A 16,539-nucleotide genomic window follows, 5' to 3' on the forward strand; every position below is an offset into this window, starting at 1 on the left:
CCGGTGCGAGAATCTGCGCCCGCTCCTGCCTGCCCTACCCCAGTGAGGTCCCCGATGTCCTTACGACTGCCCGTACGACAGCTGCTCGCCGCCCTCGCCCTGGTGCCGGCGCTCGCGTTCCCGGCCGCCGCGCACGCCGCCCCCGGTGGCCCGCGGACCCGGTTCGACCTCCAGGCCCACCGCGGCGGCATCGGTCTGACGACCGAGGAGTCGCTGGAGGGCTTCGGCAAGGCGATGCGGCTCGGGGTGTCCACCCTGGAGCTGGACACGCAGATCACCAAGGACCTGAAGGTCGTCGTCAACCACGACCGGCAGATCAGCGGCGTCAAGTGCCGGGACACCGGACCGGTGACGCCCGACGACCCTCAGTACCCGTACGTCGGGAAGTACATCAAGGACCTGACGCTGGCCCAGATCAGGACGCTGGACTGCGGCTACCGGCAACTGCCCGGTTTTCCGGAGCAGGAGGTCGTCAAGGGCTTCCGGATGGTGGAGCTGAAGGACGTCCTGAACCTGGTCAGGAGCTACCACGCAGGGCAGGTCCGGCTGAACGTCGAGACCAAGGTCGAGGCGGGTGCGCCCGAACAGACCGCGCCCCGCGAGGTGTTCGTCCGCCGGGTGTACGAGGAGATCCACCGCTCGGGCATCGAGCGCCAGGTCACCATCGAGTCCTTCGACTGGGGCGCGCTGAAGGCGATGCACCGGCTGGCTCCCAGATGGCCGCTGGTGGCGCTGACCAACTACGACTTCCTCCAGGTCGGCCGGCCCGGCGCGTCCCCCTGGCTGGGCGGGATCGACGCCGACGACTACGGCGGTGACTTCGTGAAGGCCGCCGCCACGATTCCGGGGGTCACGACCCTCTCCCCCAACTACGGCTTCCCGCAGTCCGGGAAGGTCGGCGATGCGGACTTCCGCTTCTATTCCGACGCGGCGATGGTCACCGAGGCACACGAGCGCGGTCTGACGGTGGTGCCGTGGACCTGTGACGATCCGGCCACCGTGGAGACGCTGATGGACATGGGCGTCGACGGGATCATCACCGACTACCCCGACCGCGTGCGGCAGATCATGGCCGACCGGGGTATGCGGCTGCCGCGCCCGTACGACCCGCGCGACACGGCCTGAGTACTGCGGGCAGGCCGGACAGACAGCCGCGAGCTGCGCCCCGAGCGGGCGCGGCGGGCCCGGGCGCCGTGTCGCCGTGTCGCCGTGTCGCCGTGTCGCCGTGTCGCCGTGTCGCCGTGTCGCCGGTGAGCGCACCACCTCGGGCCGGTGATCTGCAAGGTCGACGAGCCGGCCGGCCCCGCGTCGTTCGGGCCCCTCCCGCCTCGCCGGGCTTTCCCGCGACCCACGTACCGCATCCGTGGGCCGGGACCGACCGCGCACGGGGGCGACGGCAGAGGCGGCTATCGTCGCAGGTGTGAGACTCCGTCCCCACCAACGAGAAGCCGTGGACCGGGTGGTCCGAGCGCTCGGGCTGCCGGCCGGTGGTGCCGTGCCGCCGCGCGGTCTGCGTACGCAGGTGGTCATGGCGACCGGGTCCGGCAAGACCCTGGTCGCCGTGCGGGCCACGGAGGAACTGCGGGCGGGCCGGGTGCTGGTGCTGGTGCCCTCGCTGGACCTGCTCGCGCAGACCGAGGAGGCCTGGCGGACGGGCGGCCGGAGCGGGCCGGTGATCGGCGTCTCCTCGCTGCGCCGTGACCAGGCCGCGTTCCCGAACACCACCGATGCCGGCGAGCTGCTCGCCTGGGTCGGCCCCTTCGACAAGGTGACCGTCTTCGCGACGTACGCCTCCCTGGGCCTGGGCACCCTGGAACGCGCGCACGCGGCGGGGTTGCCGGGCTGGGACCTGATCGTCGTGGACGAGGCCCACCGCACCTCCGGCCGGATCGGCAAACCCTGGGCGGTCGTCCACGACAACACCCGGATCCCCGCGCTGCGGCGGCTCTACATGACGGCCACCCCACGGCTGTGGCAGCCAGAGGGTGATCAGGAGGAGGCCGTTCCGGGTGAGCTGGTCGCCTCCATGGACGACGATCCGGACGGGCCGTTCGGCGCCCGCTGCTACACGCTGACGCTGTCCGAGGCCATAGACCGCGGGATCTGCGCGCCGTACCAGGTGGTCTGCGTCGACGTCACCGACACCCGCCTGCAGGCCGCGCAGCTGCTGGGGATGGAGGGCCGCACGGACGAGATCCGCGGGGCGCGGCTGGCCGCCCTGCAGACCGCGCTGGTCAAGGCGGCGGGCAGCGAGGGCCTGCGGCGCACGCTGGTCTTCCACCATCTGGTGCGGGAGGCGGAGGCCTTCGCGGCGGGGCTGCCCGGGGTGGCCGAGCGGCTGCACGCCGAGAGCCCCCGGCGGTATCCCGGGCGGGTGTGGGCCGAGTGGCTGTGCGGCGATCATCCGGCGCCGCACCGCCGCCGTGTCCTGGAGGAGTTCGCGCGCACCCGGCGCCGCGCGTTCCTCAGCTCGGTGCGGGTGCTCGGCGAGGGCGTCGACACCAAGCACTGCGACGCGGTGTACTTCGCCGACGTGCGTGGCTCCATGCCGGACCTGGTGCAGGCGGTGGGCCGGGCGCTGCGGCTGCGGCCCGGTGAGGGCAAGACCGCCTCGCTGGTCGTGCCGGTGCTGCTCGGGCCGGGCGAGACCCCCGACTCGATGCTCTCCAGCCGGGCGTACGCGGGTCTGGCCCGACTGCTGGAGGCGCTGCGCGCACACGACACCCGGATCGTGGAGCGGCTGGCCGTGCCGCAGGCGCGCAGCCGCTCCGCCAAGGGCCGTGAGCTGGGTGGTGCGGGGCAGGAGGGGCCGCCCGGGGTGAGCGGTCCGGCGCGGGCGCTGCTGAAGTTCTCCACGCCCCGCGATCCGGCCCGGCTGGCCGCGTTCATCGAGCTGCGCGTCGTCAACCCCGAGCGCGCCCACTGGCGGCGCGGTGTCGAGGCCGCAGCCTGCTATGTGCGGGCGTACGGGGACCTGCGGGTGCCGTTCACGTTCCGGGTGCCGGTGGCCGAGGAGGGCGACGAGGCGGCCTGGCCGGGTGCGCTCGCCGGGTTCCCGCTCGGCCAGTGGATCGCGGACGCCCGGCGGTTCCACGCCCGCGGCGCGCTCGACGAGGAACGGGTGCGGCAGCTGGACCGGCTCGGCATGGTCTGGTCGCACTTCGACGTCGCCTGGGAGGAGGGGCTGGCCGCCGCCCGTGCCTGGGCTGCCGAGCACGGCCATCTGCTCGCCCCGCACGATGCGACCCACCAGGGGTTCCGGGTCGGGATCTGGCTGAAGAACCAGCGGGCCCGCAGCGCCGATCTGCCCGACGAGCGCCGGGAACAGCTCGAGGAGATCGACCCGTCCTGGTGCCCGGCCTGGCCGGTGGAGTGGCAGCGCTGCTTCCAGCTCACCCGGCTGCACCTGGCCGAGGGCGGTCGGCTGCCGGCCGCTCCCGGCGAGGCCGTACGGCAGGGCGAGGACCTGGGGCGCTGGGTGCGGGCGCAGCGGCTCGGGTGGGACGGACTGGGTGTGAGCCGGCGGTGGCTGTGCGAGCACGTGCTCGGCATCGGGCCGGCCGGTGAGGAGGAGCGGCCGAGGCCGCGGGTCTCGCATGCCGACAAGTGGGCGCTGAACCTGGCCGCCGCCCAGCAGTTCCGTTCCCGGGAAGGGCACTTGAGTGTGCCGCGCGGGCATGTGGAGACCGTCAGGACCGACGACCAGGAACGGGTGATCCGGCTCGGCGCCTGGATCAGCAACCAGCGCAGCCGCGCCGCCGCCCTGACCCCGGAACGTTTCGGCGAGTTGTCGGCGCTGGGCATGCGCTGGAGCTGACCCCCGCCCGGCACAGGGCCGGGCCGCGGATGAGGCGGGCGCTCGGGGTCAGTCCCCGGCCTGGCTGTGGACGAGCAATGCTCCGGCCGCGGTGCGCAGTTGCTCCGCCGCCGTGGTGCAGGCCGCGGCCTGCTGGGCCAGGGTGGTACGGCTCCACTCGGGCGCTGCGGGACAGCCGGCCAGGGTCGCCGCGGTGGCCAGCAGCTGCCGGGCGTAGCCGTCCATGCGGTCGGCGTCCGCGTTCAACGCGCCGATGTGCTCGATGAGTTCGCCGTCAGCTATGGCTGCGCGGGGGGATTCGGTCACCATGGCGGCTCCCACTGTGCTGTGTCGGTACGAGGAGTTTCAGCGCGGCAGGACGGCACCGGCGCTGCGGTGGACCATGAACTGCGGGCAGTTGAGAACGAACAGGGGCCGGGCCGTGACCATGCCGAGCCGGCGCAGCTGACCGGCGAGGGGCTCGGCTGCCGCGGTGTGCAGGCGCAGCCGTACGCCGGCGGCGGGGTGCAGGCGCAGCTTCCCGTGGGCCCGTACGAGGGTGCGGACGGTGCTCTCGCCGCGGCGGCCGTAGAGGATCCAGTCGGCTTCGGGGCAGCGCACGCCCGGCCCGAGCCGGCCCTCGACGGTGAGGCCGAGGTCCGCCGAGCCGAAGCTGATCTGACGGTCCATCAGGTCGGCTTGGGCGCGGACGCGCAGCGCGGGCTGGCCCCAGATCTCCTGCGCGACGGCGCGGGCCTCGTCGGTGGTGACGGCGAGGGAGACGACGTAGCGGCCGGTACGGCGAAGGTCGACGCGGCGCAGCAGGTCGGCGGCGATGTCGTAGGGGCGGGGCCGCCACAGGTCGTCCACCAGCACCGACAGGGCGGCCTCGGCGTACGGCCCGATCGTGCTGCAGCGGTGCTCGTACAGCGAGAGCACCGCCAGCGCGCGCCGCCCGAGCCGGCTCGGCGTCATCCAGGTGACCTCGGGCAGCAGGCCGCGCGCCTTGTCGGCGTCGACGCGGAAGCACAGGTGGACGGCGGAGGAGTCGTAGTAGCGCACCGGCACGTCGACGGGACCGGCGGCGGTGGCGACGCAGTGGGTGGGCAGGGTGAGGAAGGGGTAGCCCTCGGGCGGGTGGGCACGGTCCTTGAGCTGGTAGGCCTGGGTGCGCACGACGGGTCCGCGGTACGGGGTGAGCGCCTCGTCGACGTGCGCGCGGGCGTCGGGGATGACGGTCCGCAGGTGCTCGATGTACTCGCGGAGCATGTGGCACAGCGGGAACTCGTGGGTGGGACCCGGGTAGTCGACCTCGTACCGGTGGGGGTGCGGGTCGAACGCCGAGCCGGCTCTGCTCCCGTCGAGAGCGGGCACCATGTCGTGCTGGTTGGTGATGCCGGCGACCCAGGTGCGCGGGTCGGCGGGTTTCCTGTTGCCCACGGGCGAGCCGACGGCGACGACGTGCGTGACCTTGTGGGCGCGGCAGAACTCCTCGTCCTGGGCGAGGTTCAGCACCGCGATCCCGCCCTCGCTGTGCCCGATCAGGGCGAGCTCGGCGCCGCGCGGGATGCCGTGGTCGGCCAGGGCCATCAGGATCGCGCGGGTGTAGGGCGAGTCGGTCATGAACAGGTTGCGCCAGGCTCCGGCGAAGTCCTGCGGGGAGTCGTTGCGGGGGCGGCCGGGTGCCGTGCCGGGTGCCTGAACGACGTAGCGGACGACACCGTCGGGGCCGCGCACGTTCTGCACGAGGATCCGCCCGCCGGTGGACAGCGCCTCGATGTTGCGCAGGAACCCGAGGAACGAGCCCTCGGTGGCGATGACCTGTTTCTCCTGCTCGGACAGGTCGACGGCCTCGGCGGCGCCCTCGCCCTTGTCCATGCCCGAGAGGTGGGCGGCGCTGATGCCGTGCAGCGGGCCGGCGGTCAGTGTGCGGCCGGCGGCGAGCGCCCAGCCCGTCTCGTGGTTCTTCGGGTCCTCGTCGAGCAGGGCGCGCAGGGCGATGAGTTCGGCCATCAGGGGCGCCAGCCCGGACAGGGCACGCTGGGCCCCCTGGTCCCGGAGCAGGGCGCGCAGCGCCCGTACGGACTCCACGTCGCGGTCGGCGGTGACCGCCTCCGTCAGCCGGCGCATGCCCGGGTCGCGTGCGAACTCGGGGTGATCGGCCAGCACCGCGGCGATCCTCAGCCGCAGCGAGGTGACGGCGACCAGCGCGGCCAGGCTCTCCCGCCCCAGCACCTCGCCGGCCGTGCCGAGCACGTGCCCCATGCCCTTCGGCGCGACGAGCGCGGAGCCGAGGCCCCGCTTGTTCGTCAGGGCCCGCAGCAGCGCCCAGCGGGCGGGGAGGCCGGTGCGGGGACGGCTGCGCGCGGAGGCGGTCAGCGGCGGCGCGAACAGCGCGGCGCTGGTGCGTGCGGACACCCCGCGGATGCCCTCGGCCACCTCGACCGTCTCCCGCGCGCAGCGCCGCAGCAGTTCCGTGGCGTCCCGCCCGTCCGGCGTGGGCCGTCCGGGCGCGTGGCCGTCCGCTCGCATCCGAGGCTCCCTCGACTAGACGACGTACGACGCGACGACGTACGACGCGACGACGTACGCCTGGAGGGCGTACGGCCGAGGACGTACGACGACACATGACTGGAACGACATATGACGACGAAGGCGTAGGGCCACGAAGACACATGACGGGGTGACGCCGCGCCGACGGGACGCGGCCCCGGTCCCATGGTCGATGAGGGCAACCGGGCTCGCACCTTCATCCCTCCAGGCAGAGGACGCCGCCGCCCCCGCACCGCCCCCGAGCCTGGGCCGTTCGGGCACATGGCTCCCGCACCGTCGCCGCGGATGTCCCTCGCCCTGCACTCCTGCCGTGCCGGGGACGGGCCGTGCCCGTGGCCCTGACGGCGCAGCGGGGGGCGCGCTCAGAAGTCGGCTGTCAGCCCGGCGGCGACCGTGGCTCCCAGTTCCCAGCAGGCCTGCACATCGGCCTTGCCGGGCGCGCCGGTGACGGTCACCGCCTGCGCCGCACGGCGCCAGCCCAGCCCGGTGGTGACGGACTCGACGGCACGGACGGCGCCCGTGACGTCGTTGCCGCCGTGCACGTAGTAGCCGAAGGGGCGGCCCCGGGTCTCGTCCAGGCAGGGGTAGTACACCTGGTCGAAGAAGTGTTTGAGGGCGCCGGACATGTAGCCGAGGTTCGCCGGTGTGCCGAGCAGATAGCCGTCGGCTTCGAGCACGTCGGAGACGGTCGCGGACAGGGCCGCCCGCCGGACGACCCGCACTCCCTCGATCTCGGGGGTCGTCGCTCCGGAGACGACGGCCTCGAAGAGGGTCTGGCAGTTCGGGGACGGGGTGTGGTGGACGATCAGCAAGGTGGGCACATCCCGCACCCTGCCCTGCGTGCGCCGCCCGTCGCAAACGGCACGGAACCCGGGGCGGTCCGGGCTGCGTGACCGGAGGTCTGCCGGGCGGCGGCACGGGCCCGGGGGCGTTGTGGCGGCCCTCCGGGGGTGCGACGATGCCGGACACCCGCACACGACGACGGGAGGAGCCGTCTTGACCGAGGACGACGACCGGTTGCCGGCCGCTGTGGTGTTCGACGCGTTGGGGCTCGCCTACGAGGAGGCGTTCGCCGCGTCCGCACCGCACGGTGCGTCGCTGCGATGGCTGCTGGACGGGCTGGCACCGGGCAGCCGGGTGCTGGACGTGGGCAGCGGCACGGGACGGCCGACCGCGCAGACCCTCACCGATGCGGGGCACGAGGTGCTCGGTGTGGACGTCTCCCCGGTGATGGTCGAGCTTGCCTCCCGGCAGGTGCCGGGCGCTTCCTTCCGGCGGGCCGACATCCGTGAACTCCCCCTCCCTGGCAGCTGGTTCGATGCGGTCTGCTGCTACTTCGCACTGCTCCAGATGTCCCGCGCGGAGCAGGCCGCCGTCGTGGCGAGGATGGCGCGCGCGGTACGGCCCGGCGGGCTGGTGGCGCTGGCCACCGTGCCGTTGGACGTTCAGGACGTCGAGGCCGTCTTCATGGGGCAGCCGGTGCGCGTGACGAGCTTCGGCGCCGAGGACTTCACCGCGCTGGCGGCCGGCGCGGGCCTGACGGTGCTGGGCGAGGAGCACGCCCTGTTCACCCCGGCCCACCCCGACGCCGCACCCGAGCCGCACCTCTTCCTGCGCTGCCGGCGAGAGGCGCACTGAGACCGGGACGGATATTCCGTACGGCGATGCCGCCGCCCTCGGTTACAGTGGCCGCCCTGGACACGAGGGGAGACGAAGTGCAGGTCAGGGTGGGGTCCATGGGCGCGAGAGCGGCGCTGGCGGTGGCTCTGGCCGCCGTACTGGCGGGCTGCGGCCAAGGAGACGGCAAGGGCCACGGGGCAGCCTCGAGCACGTCGCCGAGCACGGAGGGGGCGGCGGCGAAGGGGCCGGCGGCCGCGAGCGGCGGCACGATCGGCGCGGCCGGTTCGGCCTGCGAACTTCCCGTCCGCTTCGACGTCGCCCTGCACTGGAAGGCCAAGGCGATCCACGCCGAGGCGGAGATGGCGAAGAGGTCGAACGGCTCCGACGGCGACCTGAGCGGGGCGCTGGCCGATGCGCTCCTGCGTCAGGGGCCGGTGACGGCAGCCTGTGAGATCGACGCCAAGCCGGCCGGCAACATCGGCTTCCTGCGTGTGTGGACCGGCAAGCCGGGCGACTCCGACGCGCGCAGCGTGCTGCGGCGGTTCGTGGCCGCCGAGGACGGCACGAGCAAGGAGCGCTACCACGCCGTCAAGACGGGCGGCGGCGCCCTCGGCGTGGAGGTCGAGTACCTGCACACGAGCAAGCTCCTGGACGAGACGAAGCGGGAGAGCGCCTTCGCGGTCAGCACGCCTGACGGCCCGGTCGTCCTGCACCTCAGCGGCCTGGACAGCGAGGAGCACGACGCGATGCTGCCCGCGCTCGAACTCGCCAAGCGGACCTTGCGGTTGGCGTGACGGCGACAGCGCCGGCGAACCCTCCCCCGCCGGAGAGCCGCGACCGGGTCCGGAGCGGATCGAGTTCCTTCACGACCACGCCGCGTACGTGACCGTGAACCACGCGGCGACCCGCGCGGCGCCGGTGGCGGTGGTGCGCCCGAGGGGCGTGCCACCTGGCGGACGGACCGTCCGGCGCGCGGCCCCGGCCGCCGACGAGGCGGCCGGCGGTGGTTCGACGCGGCACGCGCCGGGCCCGGGCCGACCGTCACGCCCATACCGCCCATCGCCCACCGCCCACCGCCCGGTACGAACGCCCCGCGCCGCCGCACACTCTGCGCCCGCAGGCACCGGGCGCGGCACGACGGTTGACGGGGGCGGTCGCACCGAGGCGGCCGTTTTCCCCGGCACCGGAGCGCAGGACAGGGCGCCGCCCGCCTCCGCCGCCGCACCCCGGCGCCCCTACCCCGCGGGCTCGAAGAGCCTGCGTCTCCGCGAGGAGCCGGTCCACGACGCCGGGCGGCCTGCGGCCACCGCATCGTGCGGCCCACGCGAGACAACCGGAAAACATAAGAGCCACCTGGAAAACCCATAAGATCGCCTTATGAGGTCATAGACATGACCCCCGTACTGACTTAGGTCTGCCTTAGCTTAGGCTCCCAGTCGAGTCACCCGATCACACTCGAAGGGAACCTGATCATGCCGCGCCCCCTGCGGGTAGCCATCGTCGGAGCCGGCCCCGCCGGGATCTACGCCGCCGACGCCCTGCTCAAGTCCGAGGTGGCCGCCGAACCCGGCGTGTCCATCGATCTCTTCGAGCGGATGCCTGCCCCGTTCGGCCTGATCCGCTACGGCGTGGCACCCGACCACCCGCGCATCAAGGGCATCGTCACCGCCCTGCACCAGGTGCTCGACAAGCCGCAGATCCGCCTGTTCGGCAACGTGGACTACCCCACCGACATCACCCTGGACGACCTGCGCGCCTTCTACGACGCGGTGATCTTCTCCACCGGCGCCATGGCCGACCGGGAACTGCCGATCCCCGGCATCGACCTCGACGGTTCCTACGGCGCGGCCGACTTCGTCTCCTGGTACGACGGCCACCCGGACGTGCCGCGCACCTGGCCGCTCCAGGCCGAGAAGGTCGCCGTGCTCGGCGTCGGCAACGTGGCGCTCGACGTGGCCCGGATCCTGGCCAAGACCGCGGACGAGCTGCTGCCGACCGAGATCCCGCCGAACGTGTACGACGGTCTGAAGGCCAACAAGGCCCTGGAGGTCCACGTCTTCGGCCGCCGCGGCCCGGCGCAGGCGAAGTTCAGCCCGATGGAGCTGCGCGAGCTGGACCACTCCCCCAGCATCGAGGTCGTCGTCGACCCCGAGGACATCGACTACGACAAGGGCTCGATCGAGACCCGGCGCGGCAACAAGCAGGCCGACATGGTCGCCAAGACCCTGGAGAACTGGGCGATCCGGGACGTCGGGAACCGGCCGCACAAGCTGTTCCTGCACTTCTTCGAGTCGCCCGCCGAGATCCTCGGCGAGGACGGCCGGGTGGTCGGCCTGCGCACCGAGCGCACCGCCCTGGACGGCACCGGCAACGTCAAGGGCACCGGCGAGTTCAAGGACTGGGACGTCACCGCCGTGTACCGCGCGGTCGGCTACCTCTCCGAGGAACTCCCCAAGCTGCCCTGGGACATCGAGTCGGGCACGGTCCCGGACGCGGGCGGCCGGGTCATCGAGGACAGCGGCGCCCACCTGCAGTCGACGTACGTCACCGGCTGGATCCGGCGCGGTCCCGTCGGCCTGATCGGCCACACCAAGGGTGACGCCAACGAGACGGTGGCCAACCTGCTGGACGACTACGCGAACGGCCGCCTGCACACCCCCGCCTCGCCCGCGCCGGAGGCCGTGGACGCCTTCCTCACCGAGCGGAACGTCCGCTTCACCACCTGGGAGGGCTGGTACAAGCTGGACGCCGCCGAGCGCGCCCTGGGCGAGCCGCAGGGACGCGAGCGCGTGAAGATCGTCGAGCGTGAGGACATGCTGCGGGAGAGCGGGGCGTAAGTACCCCACAGCGCCAGGCCCGTGCCCGCCACGTCGGCAGCGCGTGTCGTGAGGCCCTGATGGCCGGCCACCGCGAGCACCGCCGCCGACAGGGCGGGCGCGGCCGGCCGTGCGGGCGAAGCCACCGCCGGACGAGCCCACGTCCGCGCGGTGGCGGGCCCGTGTCCATGCGCCGGGTGCGCGGCAACAGCCGGCCGAGCGCGTCCATCGGCACACAGGGGGCCATGAGGACCGCTCTCTGGCAGTCGTCCCGGCTGCCGGTATGCATCGGATCGGTGCGACACCACACGCCGTCCCGGGCCCCCGTCGACGTGTCGCGGGGCGGGACGGTGATACTGGGAGGCGCACCCGCCCCGATCAGCAGATTGGCTCATGTCGAACTCCGCAACCGACCGCGCCACCCTTCCGCAGACCCTCTGGGCGGCCCGTGGCCGCCACCCCGGAGCCACCGCCGCGGACGTCGTCCGCCGCACCCTGGTCCGGCACAAGGAGAGCGGGGACATCGACGACTTCGCGGAGCCACCCGCGCCCGAGGACTCCGCCCGGCGGATCTTCGAGGCGCGCTGGCGGGCGGGCGGCACGGTGACCGTACGGGCCCGGCTCACCCTCGTACCGCGGCCCGGCCGTTCGGGAGGACACGCGTGGACGCTCGTCGCCGAGGCGGAACGTGCGTGGGACGAGGCGTGGCCCTCGCCCGCCACACTGTTCTGGCCGGAGGCCGGTCCCGCCGACGGCGACGACGGCTCCTGGGACCATCACCCCACGCTGTTCGGCGTACGGTTCCGGCAGGTCAACGCGCTGCCCGAGGACGACAAGGAGATGCGCCGCCGGTTGCGGGACGCGGCCCGCGGATCGTGGTGCCTCAACGTCGTCGTGCACGAGGCGATGACCCCGGACGAGCGTGGCCGGCTGCCGCTGACCCGGCTGCTGCCGCCGGGCCTCAGACACCGCGTGGTGGAGCACCGGGCCGCCCCGCAGCAACTGCGGGCCGTCAACTGGGCACTGAAGGACCTCGGGGTCGAAGTGCCGCGTGGCGGGGCCGTCCTGCTGCCCCCGGACCCGGCGCCGGAGGACTACGACGGCCGGGAGCACAGCGTGCGCAGCGTCTTCCTGGACGGCAGCGAACCGGCCGGACTGCTTGCGGCGCTGCGGCACCACGCCGCCCTGCCCCGCCCTCTGCCGCAGGACGCCCAGGAGGCGCTGGCGGACCTGCGCGAGAACTGGACGCTGATGACCCTTCAGGAGGAACTGGAGCGCGAGAGGCAGCTCGTCGCCATGTACGCCGAGGCGCTGGAGGCGATGACGAAGTCCCGGGACCTGTACCGGGAGGCCGCCGAGCAGGCCCACGCCGCGCTGGCCGCCTTCCGTGACACACCGGCGCCCGAGCCCGCCCTGCCGCAGCAGCGCCCCGGCTCGTGGACGCCGTCCGCGCTGCAGCAGCTCACGCGGACGTGGGAGCGGCTCAGGTTCACCGGCAAGGGGCCGCGCCCGGCACCGCAGGACTCCGGACCGGGTGACGTCGGCGGCACCGGCGGGGCCGGCGGAACCGACCGGCCGGCGTAGACGTTCCCCGGTCAAGGAGGCCGCATGGACGACACGACGACGACCCTGCTGTTGGTGGCCTCCGTCATCGCGGTGCTGCTGCTGACCGCCGCCGTCGGCCTGCTGGTCCGGCTGGTCCGCGCCCGCCGCACCCTGCGCCGGGCCGGGCTGCCGACCGGCCCGCGCTGGGTGTTCTGGGGCGCGGTCGTGTACCTGCTGCTGCCCATCGACCTGCTGCCCGACCCGGTGTACCTGGACGACATCGGCGTCCTGCTCCTGGCCCTGCGCAGCCTGCGCAGGGCCACCCACCCGCGGCCGCCGGAGCCCGGCAGCGCATGACCGGCAGTCCATGACCAGCACCCACGATGGGACGCCGTGACGGGGGCTCGTGACCCCGGCAGGGCTTCCCCGGCCCTCCTGCCCACCCGGTCTCCCTGCCGGTTGCGGCGGGCGACCGTACGTGCCCAGGACGGGGGTCGAGGAACATCGGAACGAAAACCGGCGCCAGCCTGCTCGCCCCGGGCTCCAGCCGCCGCTGATGACGGAGCAGGCCGGGGCGACGGTCCGCCTGTAGGACGTTCGACGCCGTGGCGGCCCGCTCGTCGTATTCGCGCAGTGGTCGAATCGCGGGGTGCCAGAGCCGTTCAGGCGTGGCGGGCGGGGAACAGCCCGAGCCAGCCGGGGGTCGGCGGCCCGGAGACTTCGCCGAGGTACAGAACCATGGTCTGGCGCCGGCGTTCGACGGCGGCGCGGTCGGCCATGAAGTCGATGAAGTCGCGGGTGTGGGCGTTGGGGACGTCCCAGATCCCCTGCCCGGTGGGGGTGACGTCGGTGCGCACGCCCCAGCCGTGCTGGCCGACGGCCTGCCATGCGGGTGTGAGCAGCCAGTTGAGGTAGAGCCGGGCGGCCGCGGGGTGCCGGGCGCTCTTGAACAGGGCCGCGCGCTGGCCCCAGGCCAGGAAGGGGTGGTCGCCCTGCGGTGTGACCCAGGTGGTGGTGTCCGCGCCGCCCGTCTCGGTGCCCGCCAGGCCGATCTGCTTGGTGCCGGCGTCGACCGCCTCACCCGGACTGTTGGTGCCGCGGTGGAAGACGATGTCCTGATCGGCCAGGCGCTTGATCCAGTCCCACCCGTACCGGTCGGCGTATGTCTTGTAGAGGAACAGTGTGGCGTCGTCGTCCCCGGGGTGGGGGGATGCAGCCGTGGAAGATCATCCGGGCGAGCGCGTGCCGGCCCTCCTGGAGGTTGGCCAGGCGGCGGATTTCCGGGACGGTCAGGGTGATCGGATCGCGGCTGCGGGCGAGGCGGTGCGTAGCTGCGGGCCGCTGCGGTGCTGCGTCGGCGGCGAGGGCGGCGAGGGCGGTGAGGAAGGCCAGGGCGAGCACGGCGAGTGTGATGTGCCGGTGCCGTCGGCTCGGTGCGTTTCCCGACCGGCCGGTTGACGGCCGCCACCTGCACAGCGGCCTGACCGCGGTGCGGCTCCCCCGGGGAGCGTGTGCGGCGCGGCGTCCGGGCCGCGCGGGGGCTTCTTCTCCCCCGTTCTCTTCCCTCCGCAAAGGTGCTTCCGCACTCAGGGTGGCGCATTCTTGCTGTGTCATCCACCCGGCGGCGCACGGGACGAGGTAGGGCGATGGCTGGCAGCGGGAAGCGGGCGGTCCGGACGCGGGCCCGGCTGGCCGCGCTGCTCGTGGACGCCTCCATCGGCGCGCTCGGCGCGGCCGGGGGCCGGGTGGCGGGCGTGTACCTGCGCTCCGGCACCCCTGGCACGCTGCGCCTGGCGGTGCTGGTAGGGCTGCCCGGTCCGCTGTTCAGGCCCTGGTGGCGGCTGCACGTGGACCGTCCCTTCCCGGTCGCCGACGCCTACCGGCTCGGGGTGCAGGTGGTGCTGCCGAACGCCGCCGAGACGGTGCGCCGGTATCCGCAGTTCGCGGCGTCCCTGCCCTTCCAGTTCGGGTCGGTGCACGTGCCCGTGCCGGGCGGCGCCGAGCCGCTCGGGGCGCTCACCGTGCTGCGGGCGTCGGTGGCCGACACCGTGGACGAGCTGCTGGACCGGGAGCCGCTCGTGCGGCTGGCCGAGGAACTGGGGGCCGAGCTGCTGGCCCTGACCGGCGGGGACGCGAGCGCGGTCGTCTGGGACGGGGAGCCGCTGTGCGTACGACCGCCCGCCAGCCGGCCGGCGCAGGCCCGGGTGGGCCGTTTCACGTGGGATCCGGTGACCGCGGAGGTGCGTGCCAACGACCAGCTGCACTCCCTCCTCGGGCTGGGGCCCGGCGAGTTCGCAGGCACGGTGGCGGCGCTCGGGGACGCCCTGGCCCCCGGCGACGCCCACCGGATCCTGGCCGCGCTGCGCGACACCGCCGCCGGGCGGCCGCCGCCCGCGCCACTGGGAGTGCGCTCGCCGGACGGGACCTCGCTGCTGGTGGACCTGTGCCCTCAGCCGTGCCCGTGCGGCGCGGCGCCGATCGGTGCCGTGGTCATCGACCCGGGTCCGGCCGCGTCGGCGGACGGGGCCGCCGACCTGCTGCCGCAGGGCGTGTTCTGCCTGGACCGGCTGGGGCTGGTCGTCTACGTCAACCCGGCCGCGGCCCGGCTGGCGGGCGCGGAGCGGGAGGGGCTGCTCGGGCGTCCGCTGTGGGAGGCGCTGCCGTGGCTGACCGGCCCGGGGTGCGACGACCATCTGCGTGGGGCGCTGCTGTCGCCGGAACCGGTGCACTTCCACGTCCGGCGGCCGGCCGGGCCGCGCAAACAGGACGGCGAGGGCGACTGGCTCGCGGTGTCGGTGCACTCCGACGCGGAGCTGCTGACCTGCACGATCGTCCCGGCGAGCCGGGTGGACGCGTCATCGGAAGCGGTGCCGCAGCCGCACGTCCCCGAGGGGACGGTGGCGGACGGGCGCTCGATGGCGCCGCTGTACCGGCCGATCACGCTGGCCATCGCGCTGACGGACGCGGTGACGGCCCGGCAGGTGTCAGCGGTCGTCATGCAGGAGCTGCTGCCCGCGTTCGGTGGCCGGCAGCTGGCCATCTACCTGCTCCAGGACCGGCATCTGTACCTGGCCTGGGAGAGCGGCTTCCCGCAGGGCTTCCTCGCCCCCTTCGACGGTGTCGGTCTGGACGCGCACCTGCCGGGCGTGGAGACCCTCACGACCGGCCGGCCGCTGTTCTTCGAGTCCATGGAGCAGATCGGCGCCGCCTATCCGGGCATCCCGCTCGACGCCACGCAAGGCGCCCGCGCGTTCCTGCCGCTGATCGCCTCCGGCCGACCGGTCGGCTCGTGCATCCTCGGCTTCGACCGGGCGCGCAGCTTCAGCACCGAGGAGCGTACGGTCCTCAACGCGCTGGCCGGGCTGATCGCGCACGCGCTGGAGCGGGCGCAGCGCTACGACAGCGAGGCCGCGCTCGCCCGTGGCCTGCAGCAGGCGCTGCTGCCGCGGCGGCTGTCGGCACATCCGCAGGTGGAGACCGCGGGCCGCTATCTGCCGGGCACCCAGGGCATGGACGTGGGCGGTGACTGGTACGACGTGGTGGCGTCCGGGGACGGGCTCGCGCTGGTCATCGGTGATGTGCAGGGGCACGGTGTGCAGGCGGCGGCCACGATGGGCCAGCTGCGCAGTGCCGTCCGCGCGTTCGCGCTCGGCGACCGGCCGCCCGACGAGGTGCTCAGTGGCACGAACCGTCTGCTCATCGACCTGGATCCCGGCCAGTTCGCCAGTTGCTGCTATCTGCGCCTGGATCCGGCCTCCGGCCTGGCCCGTATCGCACGGGCCGGGCATCCGCCGCCGGTGCTGCGTTCCCCCGACGGGCGTACCCGGGTGCTGGACGTCCCGGGCGGGGTCGTCCTCGGCGTGGATCCACAGGCCCGTTACCCGGTGGCCGAGCTGCTGCTGGAGCCGGACGCGATCCTCGCCCTGTACACGGACGGCCTGGTGGAGCGGCCCGGCGCCGACATCGACGAGGGCATCACGGCGCTGCGGCTGGCGCTGGCCAGGGCCGGTGCGACGGTGGGGCGGCGAGGCGGACGGTTCCTGGGCGGGGTCGCCGACCGGCTGACCGCGACCGCCCGGCACGCCGTCGACCGCCCCGACGACGTGGCGCTGCTGCTCGCCGCCCGGCGCCCGTGCACCGCCGGTGACCCGTCCGCGGCGGTCACCCCGGTCGATGGTCTCGCCTGACGGGGCCGGGCAGTGTACACAT

Annotated in this window: 12 protein-coding genes; 8 read left to right on the forward strand and 4 right to left on the reverse strand. The window is 73.8% G+C overall.

The genetic code is table 11. From position 1 onward, the window contains the following. Window positions 1-54: 54 nt before the first annotated feature. The gene (locus tag K7G59_RS00205; protein ID WP_374114173.1) at window positions 55-1,125 is read left to right on the forward strand and encodes a glycerophosphodiester phosphodiesterase family protein; all 1,071 of its coding nucleotides are present in this window, start codon (window positions 55-57) and stop codon (window positions 1,123-1,125) included. Window positions 1,126-1,420: 295 nt separating this feature from the next. Then, complete coding sequence (locus K7G59_RS00210) at window positions 1,421-3,817, forward strand: DEAD/DEAH box helicase (RefSeq protein ID WP_225829702.1); 2,397 nt, start codon at window positions 1,421-1,423, stop codon at window positions 3,815-3,817. A gap of 48 nt (window positions 3,818-3,865) precedes the next feature. Here K7G59_RS00210 and K7G59_RS00215 read toward each other — a convergent pair whose 3' ends face one another. The 3 genes from K7G59_RS00215 to K7G59_RS00225 form a co-directional block, all read right to left on the reverse strand. Beyond that, window positions 3,866-4,126, reverse strand: coding sequence for a hypothetical protein (locus K7G59_RS00215; protein ID WP_225829703.1), 261 nt, complete (start codon window positions 4,124-4,126; stop codon window positions 3,866-3,868). A 36-nt stretch (window positions 4,127-4,162) separates the two neighbouring features. Next, window positions 4,163-6,328: an acetoacetate decarboxylase family protein gene (locus tag K7G59_RS00220; protein ID WP_225829704.1), complete on the reverse strand. Its 2,166-nt coding sequence runs from the start codon at window positions 6,326-6,328 to the stop codon at window positions 4,163-4,165. Window positions 6,329-6,711: 383 nt separating this feature from the next. Next, complete coding sequence (locus K7G59_RS00225) at window positions 6,712-7,170, reverse strand: NAD(P)H-dependent oxidoreductase (protein ID WP_225829705.1); 459 nt, start codon at window positions 7,168-7,170, stop codon at window positions 6,712-6,714. Window positions 7,171-7,345: 175 nt separating this feature from the next. On the opposite strand from K7G59_RS00225, the gene K7G59_RS00230 reads away from it, so the two are divergent. The 5 genes from K7G59_RS00230 (at window position 7,346) to K7G59_RS00250 (ending at window position 12,687) form a co-directional block, all read left to right on the forward strand. After that, a complete protein-coding gene (locus K7G59_RS00230; RefSeq protein ID WP_225829706.1) occupies window positions 7,346-7,987 on the forward strand; it encodes a class I SAM-dependent methyltransferase in 642 nt (213 codons plus the stop codon). Between the two features lie 98 nt (window positions 7,988-8,085). Further along, complete coding sequence (locus K7G59_RS00235; RefSeq protein WP_225829707.1) at window positions 8,086-8,763, forward strand: lipoprotein; 678 nt, start codon at window positions 8,086-8,088, stop codon at window positions 8,761-8,763. A 678-nt stretch (window positions 8,764-9,441) separates the two neighbouring features. Continuing rightward, window positions 9,442-10,806 carry an FAD-dependent oxidoreductase gene (locus K7G59_RS00240; RefSeq protein ID WP_225829708.1) on the forward strand — a complete coding sequence of 455 codons (1,365 nt, stop codon included), beginning with the start codon at window positions 9,442-9,444 and terminating at the stop codon, window positions 10,804-10,806. A 372-nt stretch (window positions 10,807-11,178) separates the two neighbouring features. Continuing rightward, window positions 11,179-12,369 (forward strand): hypothetical protein, encoded by a 1,191-nt coding sequence (locus tag K7G59_RS00245; RefSeq protein ID WP_225829709.1) that lies wholly within the window; start codon window positions 11,179-11,181, stop codon window positions 12,367-12,369. Window positions 12,370-12,393: 24 nt separating this feature from the next. Continuing rightward, entirely contained in the window at window positions 12,394-12,687 is a 294-nt protein-coding gene (locus tag K7G59_RS00250; protein ID WP_225829710.1) for a DUF1232 domain-containing protein, read from the forward strand. 305 nt (window positions 12,688-12,992) lie between these two features. Here the strand turns inward: K7G59_RS00250 and K7G59_RS00255 are convergent, their stop codons facing one another. Beyond that, window positions 12,993-13,187 (reverse strand): hypothetical protein, encoded by a 195-nt coding sequence (locus K7G59_RS00255; RefSeq protein WP_225829711.1) that lies wholly within the window; start codon window positions 13,185-13,187, stop codon window positions 12,993-12,995. A 789-nt stretch (window positions 13,188-13,976) separates the two neighbouring features. Between K7G59_RS00255 and K7G59_RS00260 the strand changes: the two genes are divergently transcribed. Then, entirely contained in the window at window positions 13,977-16,517 is a 2,541-nt protein-coding gene (locus K7G59_RS00260) for a SpoIIE family protein phosphatase (RefSeq protein ID WP_225829712.1), read from the forward strand. Window positions 16,518-16,539 lie beyond the last annotated feature (22 nt).

It is taken from the genome of Streptomyces sp. NK08204, assembly GCF_020400585.1.
In the GTDB taxonomy this organism is placed as follows: domain Bacteria; phylum Actinomycetota; class Actinomycetes; order Streptomycetales; family Streptomycetaceae; genus Streptomyces.

What these genes read in the sequence shown, in the direction of transcription:
- K7G59_RS00205 (WP_374114173.1), top strand. Translation starts at nt 55, where the DNA reads ATGTCCTTACGACTGCCCGTACGACAGCTGCTCGCCGCCCTCGCCCTG.
- K7G59_RS00215 (WP_225829703.1), bottom strand. Translation starts at nt 4,126, where the DNA reads ATGGTGACCGAATCCCCCCGCGCAGCCATAGCTGACGGCGAACTCATC.
- K7G59_RS00220 (WP_225829704.1), bottom strand. Translation starts at nt 6,328, where the DNA reads ATGCGAGCGGACGGCCACGCGCCCGGACGGCCCACGCCGGACGGGCGG.
- K7G59_RS00235 (WP_225829707.1), top strand. Translation starts at nt 8,086, where the DNA reads ATGGGCGCGAGAGCGGCGCTGGCGGTGGCTCTGGCCGCCGTACTGGCG.
- K7G59_RS00240 (WP_225829708.1), top strand. Translation starts at nt 9,442, where the DNA reads ATGCCGCGCCCCCTGCGGGTAGCCATCGTCGGAGCCGGCCCCGCCGGG.
- K7G59_RS00245 (WP_225829709.1), top strand. Translation starts at nt 11,179, where the DNA reads ATGTCGAACTCCGCAACCGACCGCGCCACCCTTCCGCAGACCCTCTGG.
- K7G59_RS00250 (WP_225829710.1), top strand. Translation starts at nt 12,394, where the DNA reads ATGGACGACACGACGACGACCCTGCTGTTGGTGGCCTCCGTCATCGCG.
- K7G59_RS00260 (WP_225829712.1), top strand. Translation starts at nt 13,977, where the DNA reads ATGGCTGGCAGCGGGAAGCGGGCGGTCCGGACGCGGGCCCGGCTGGCC.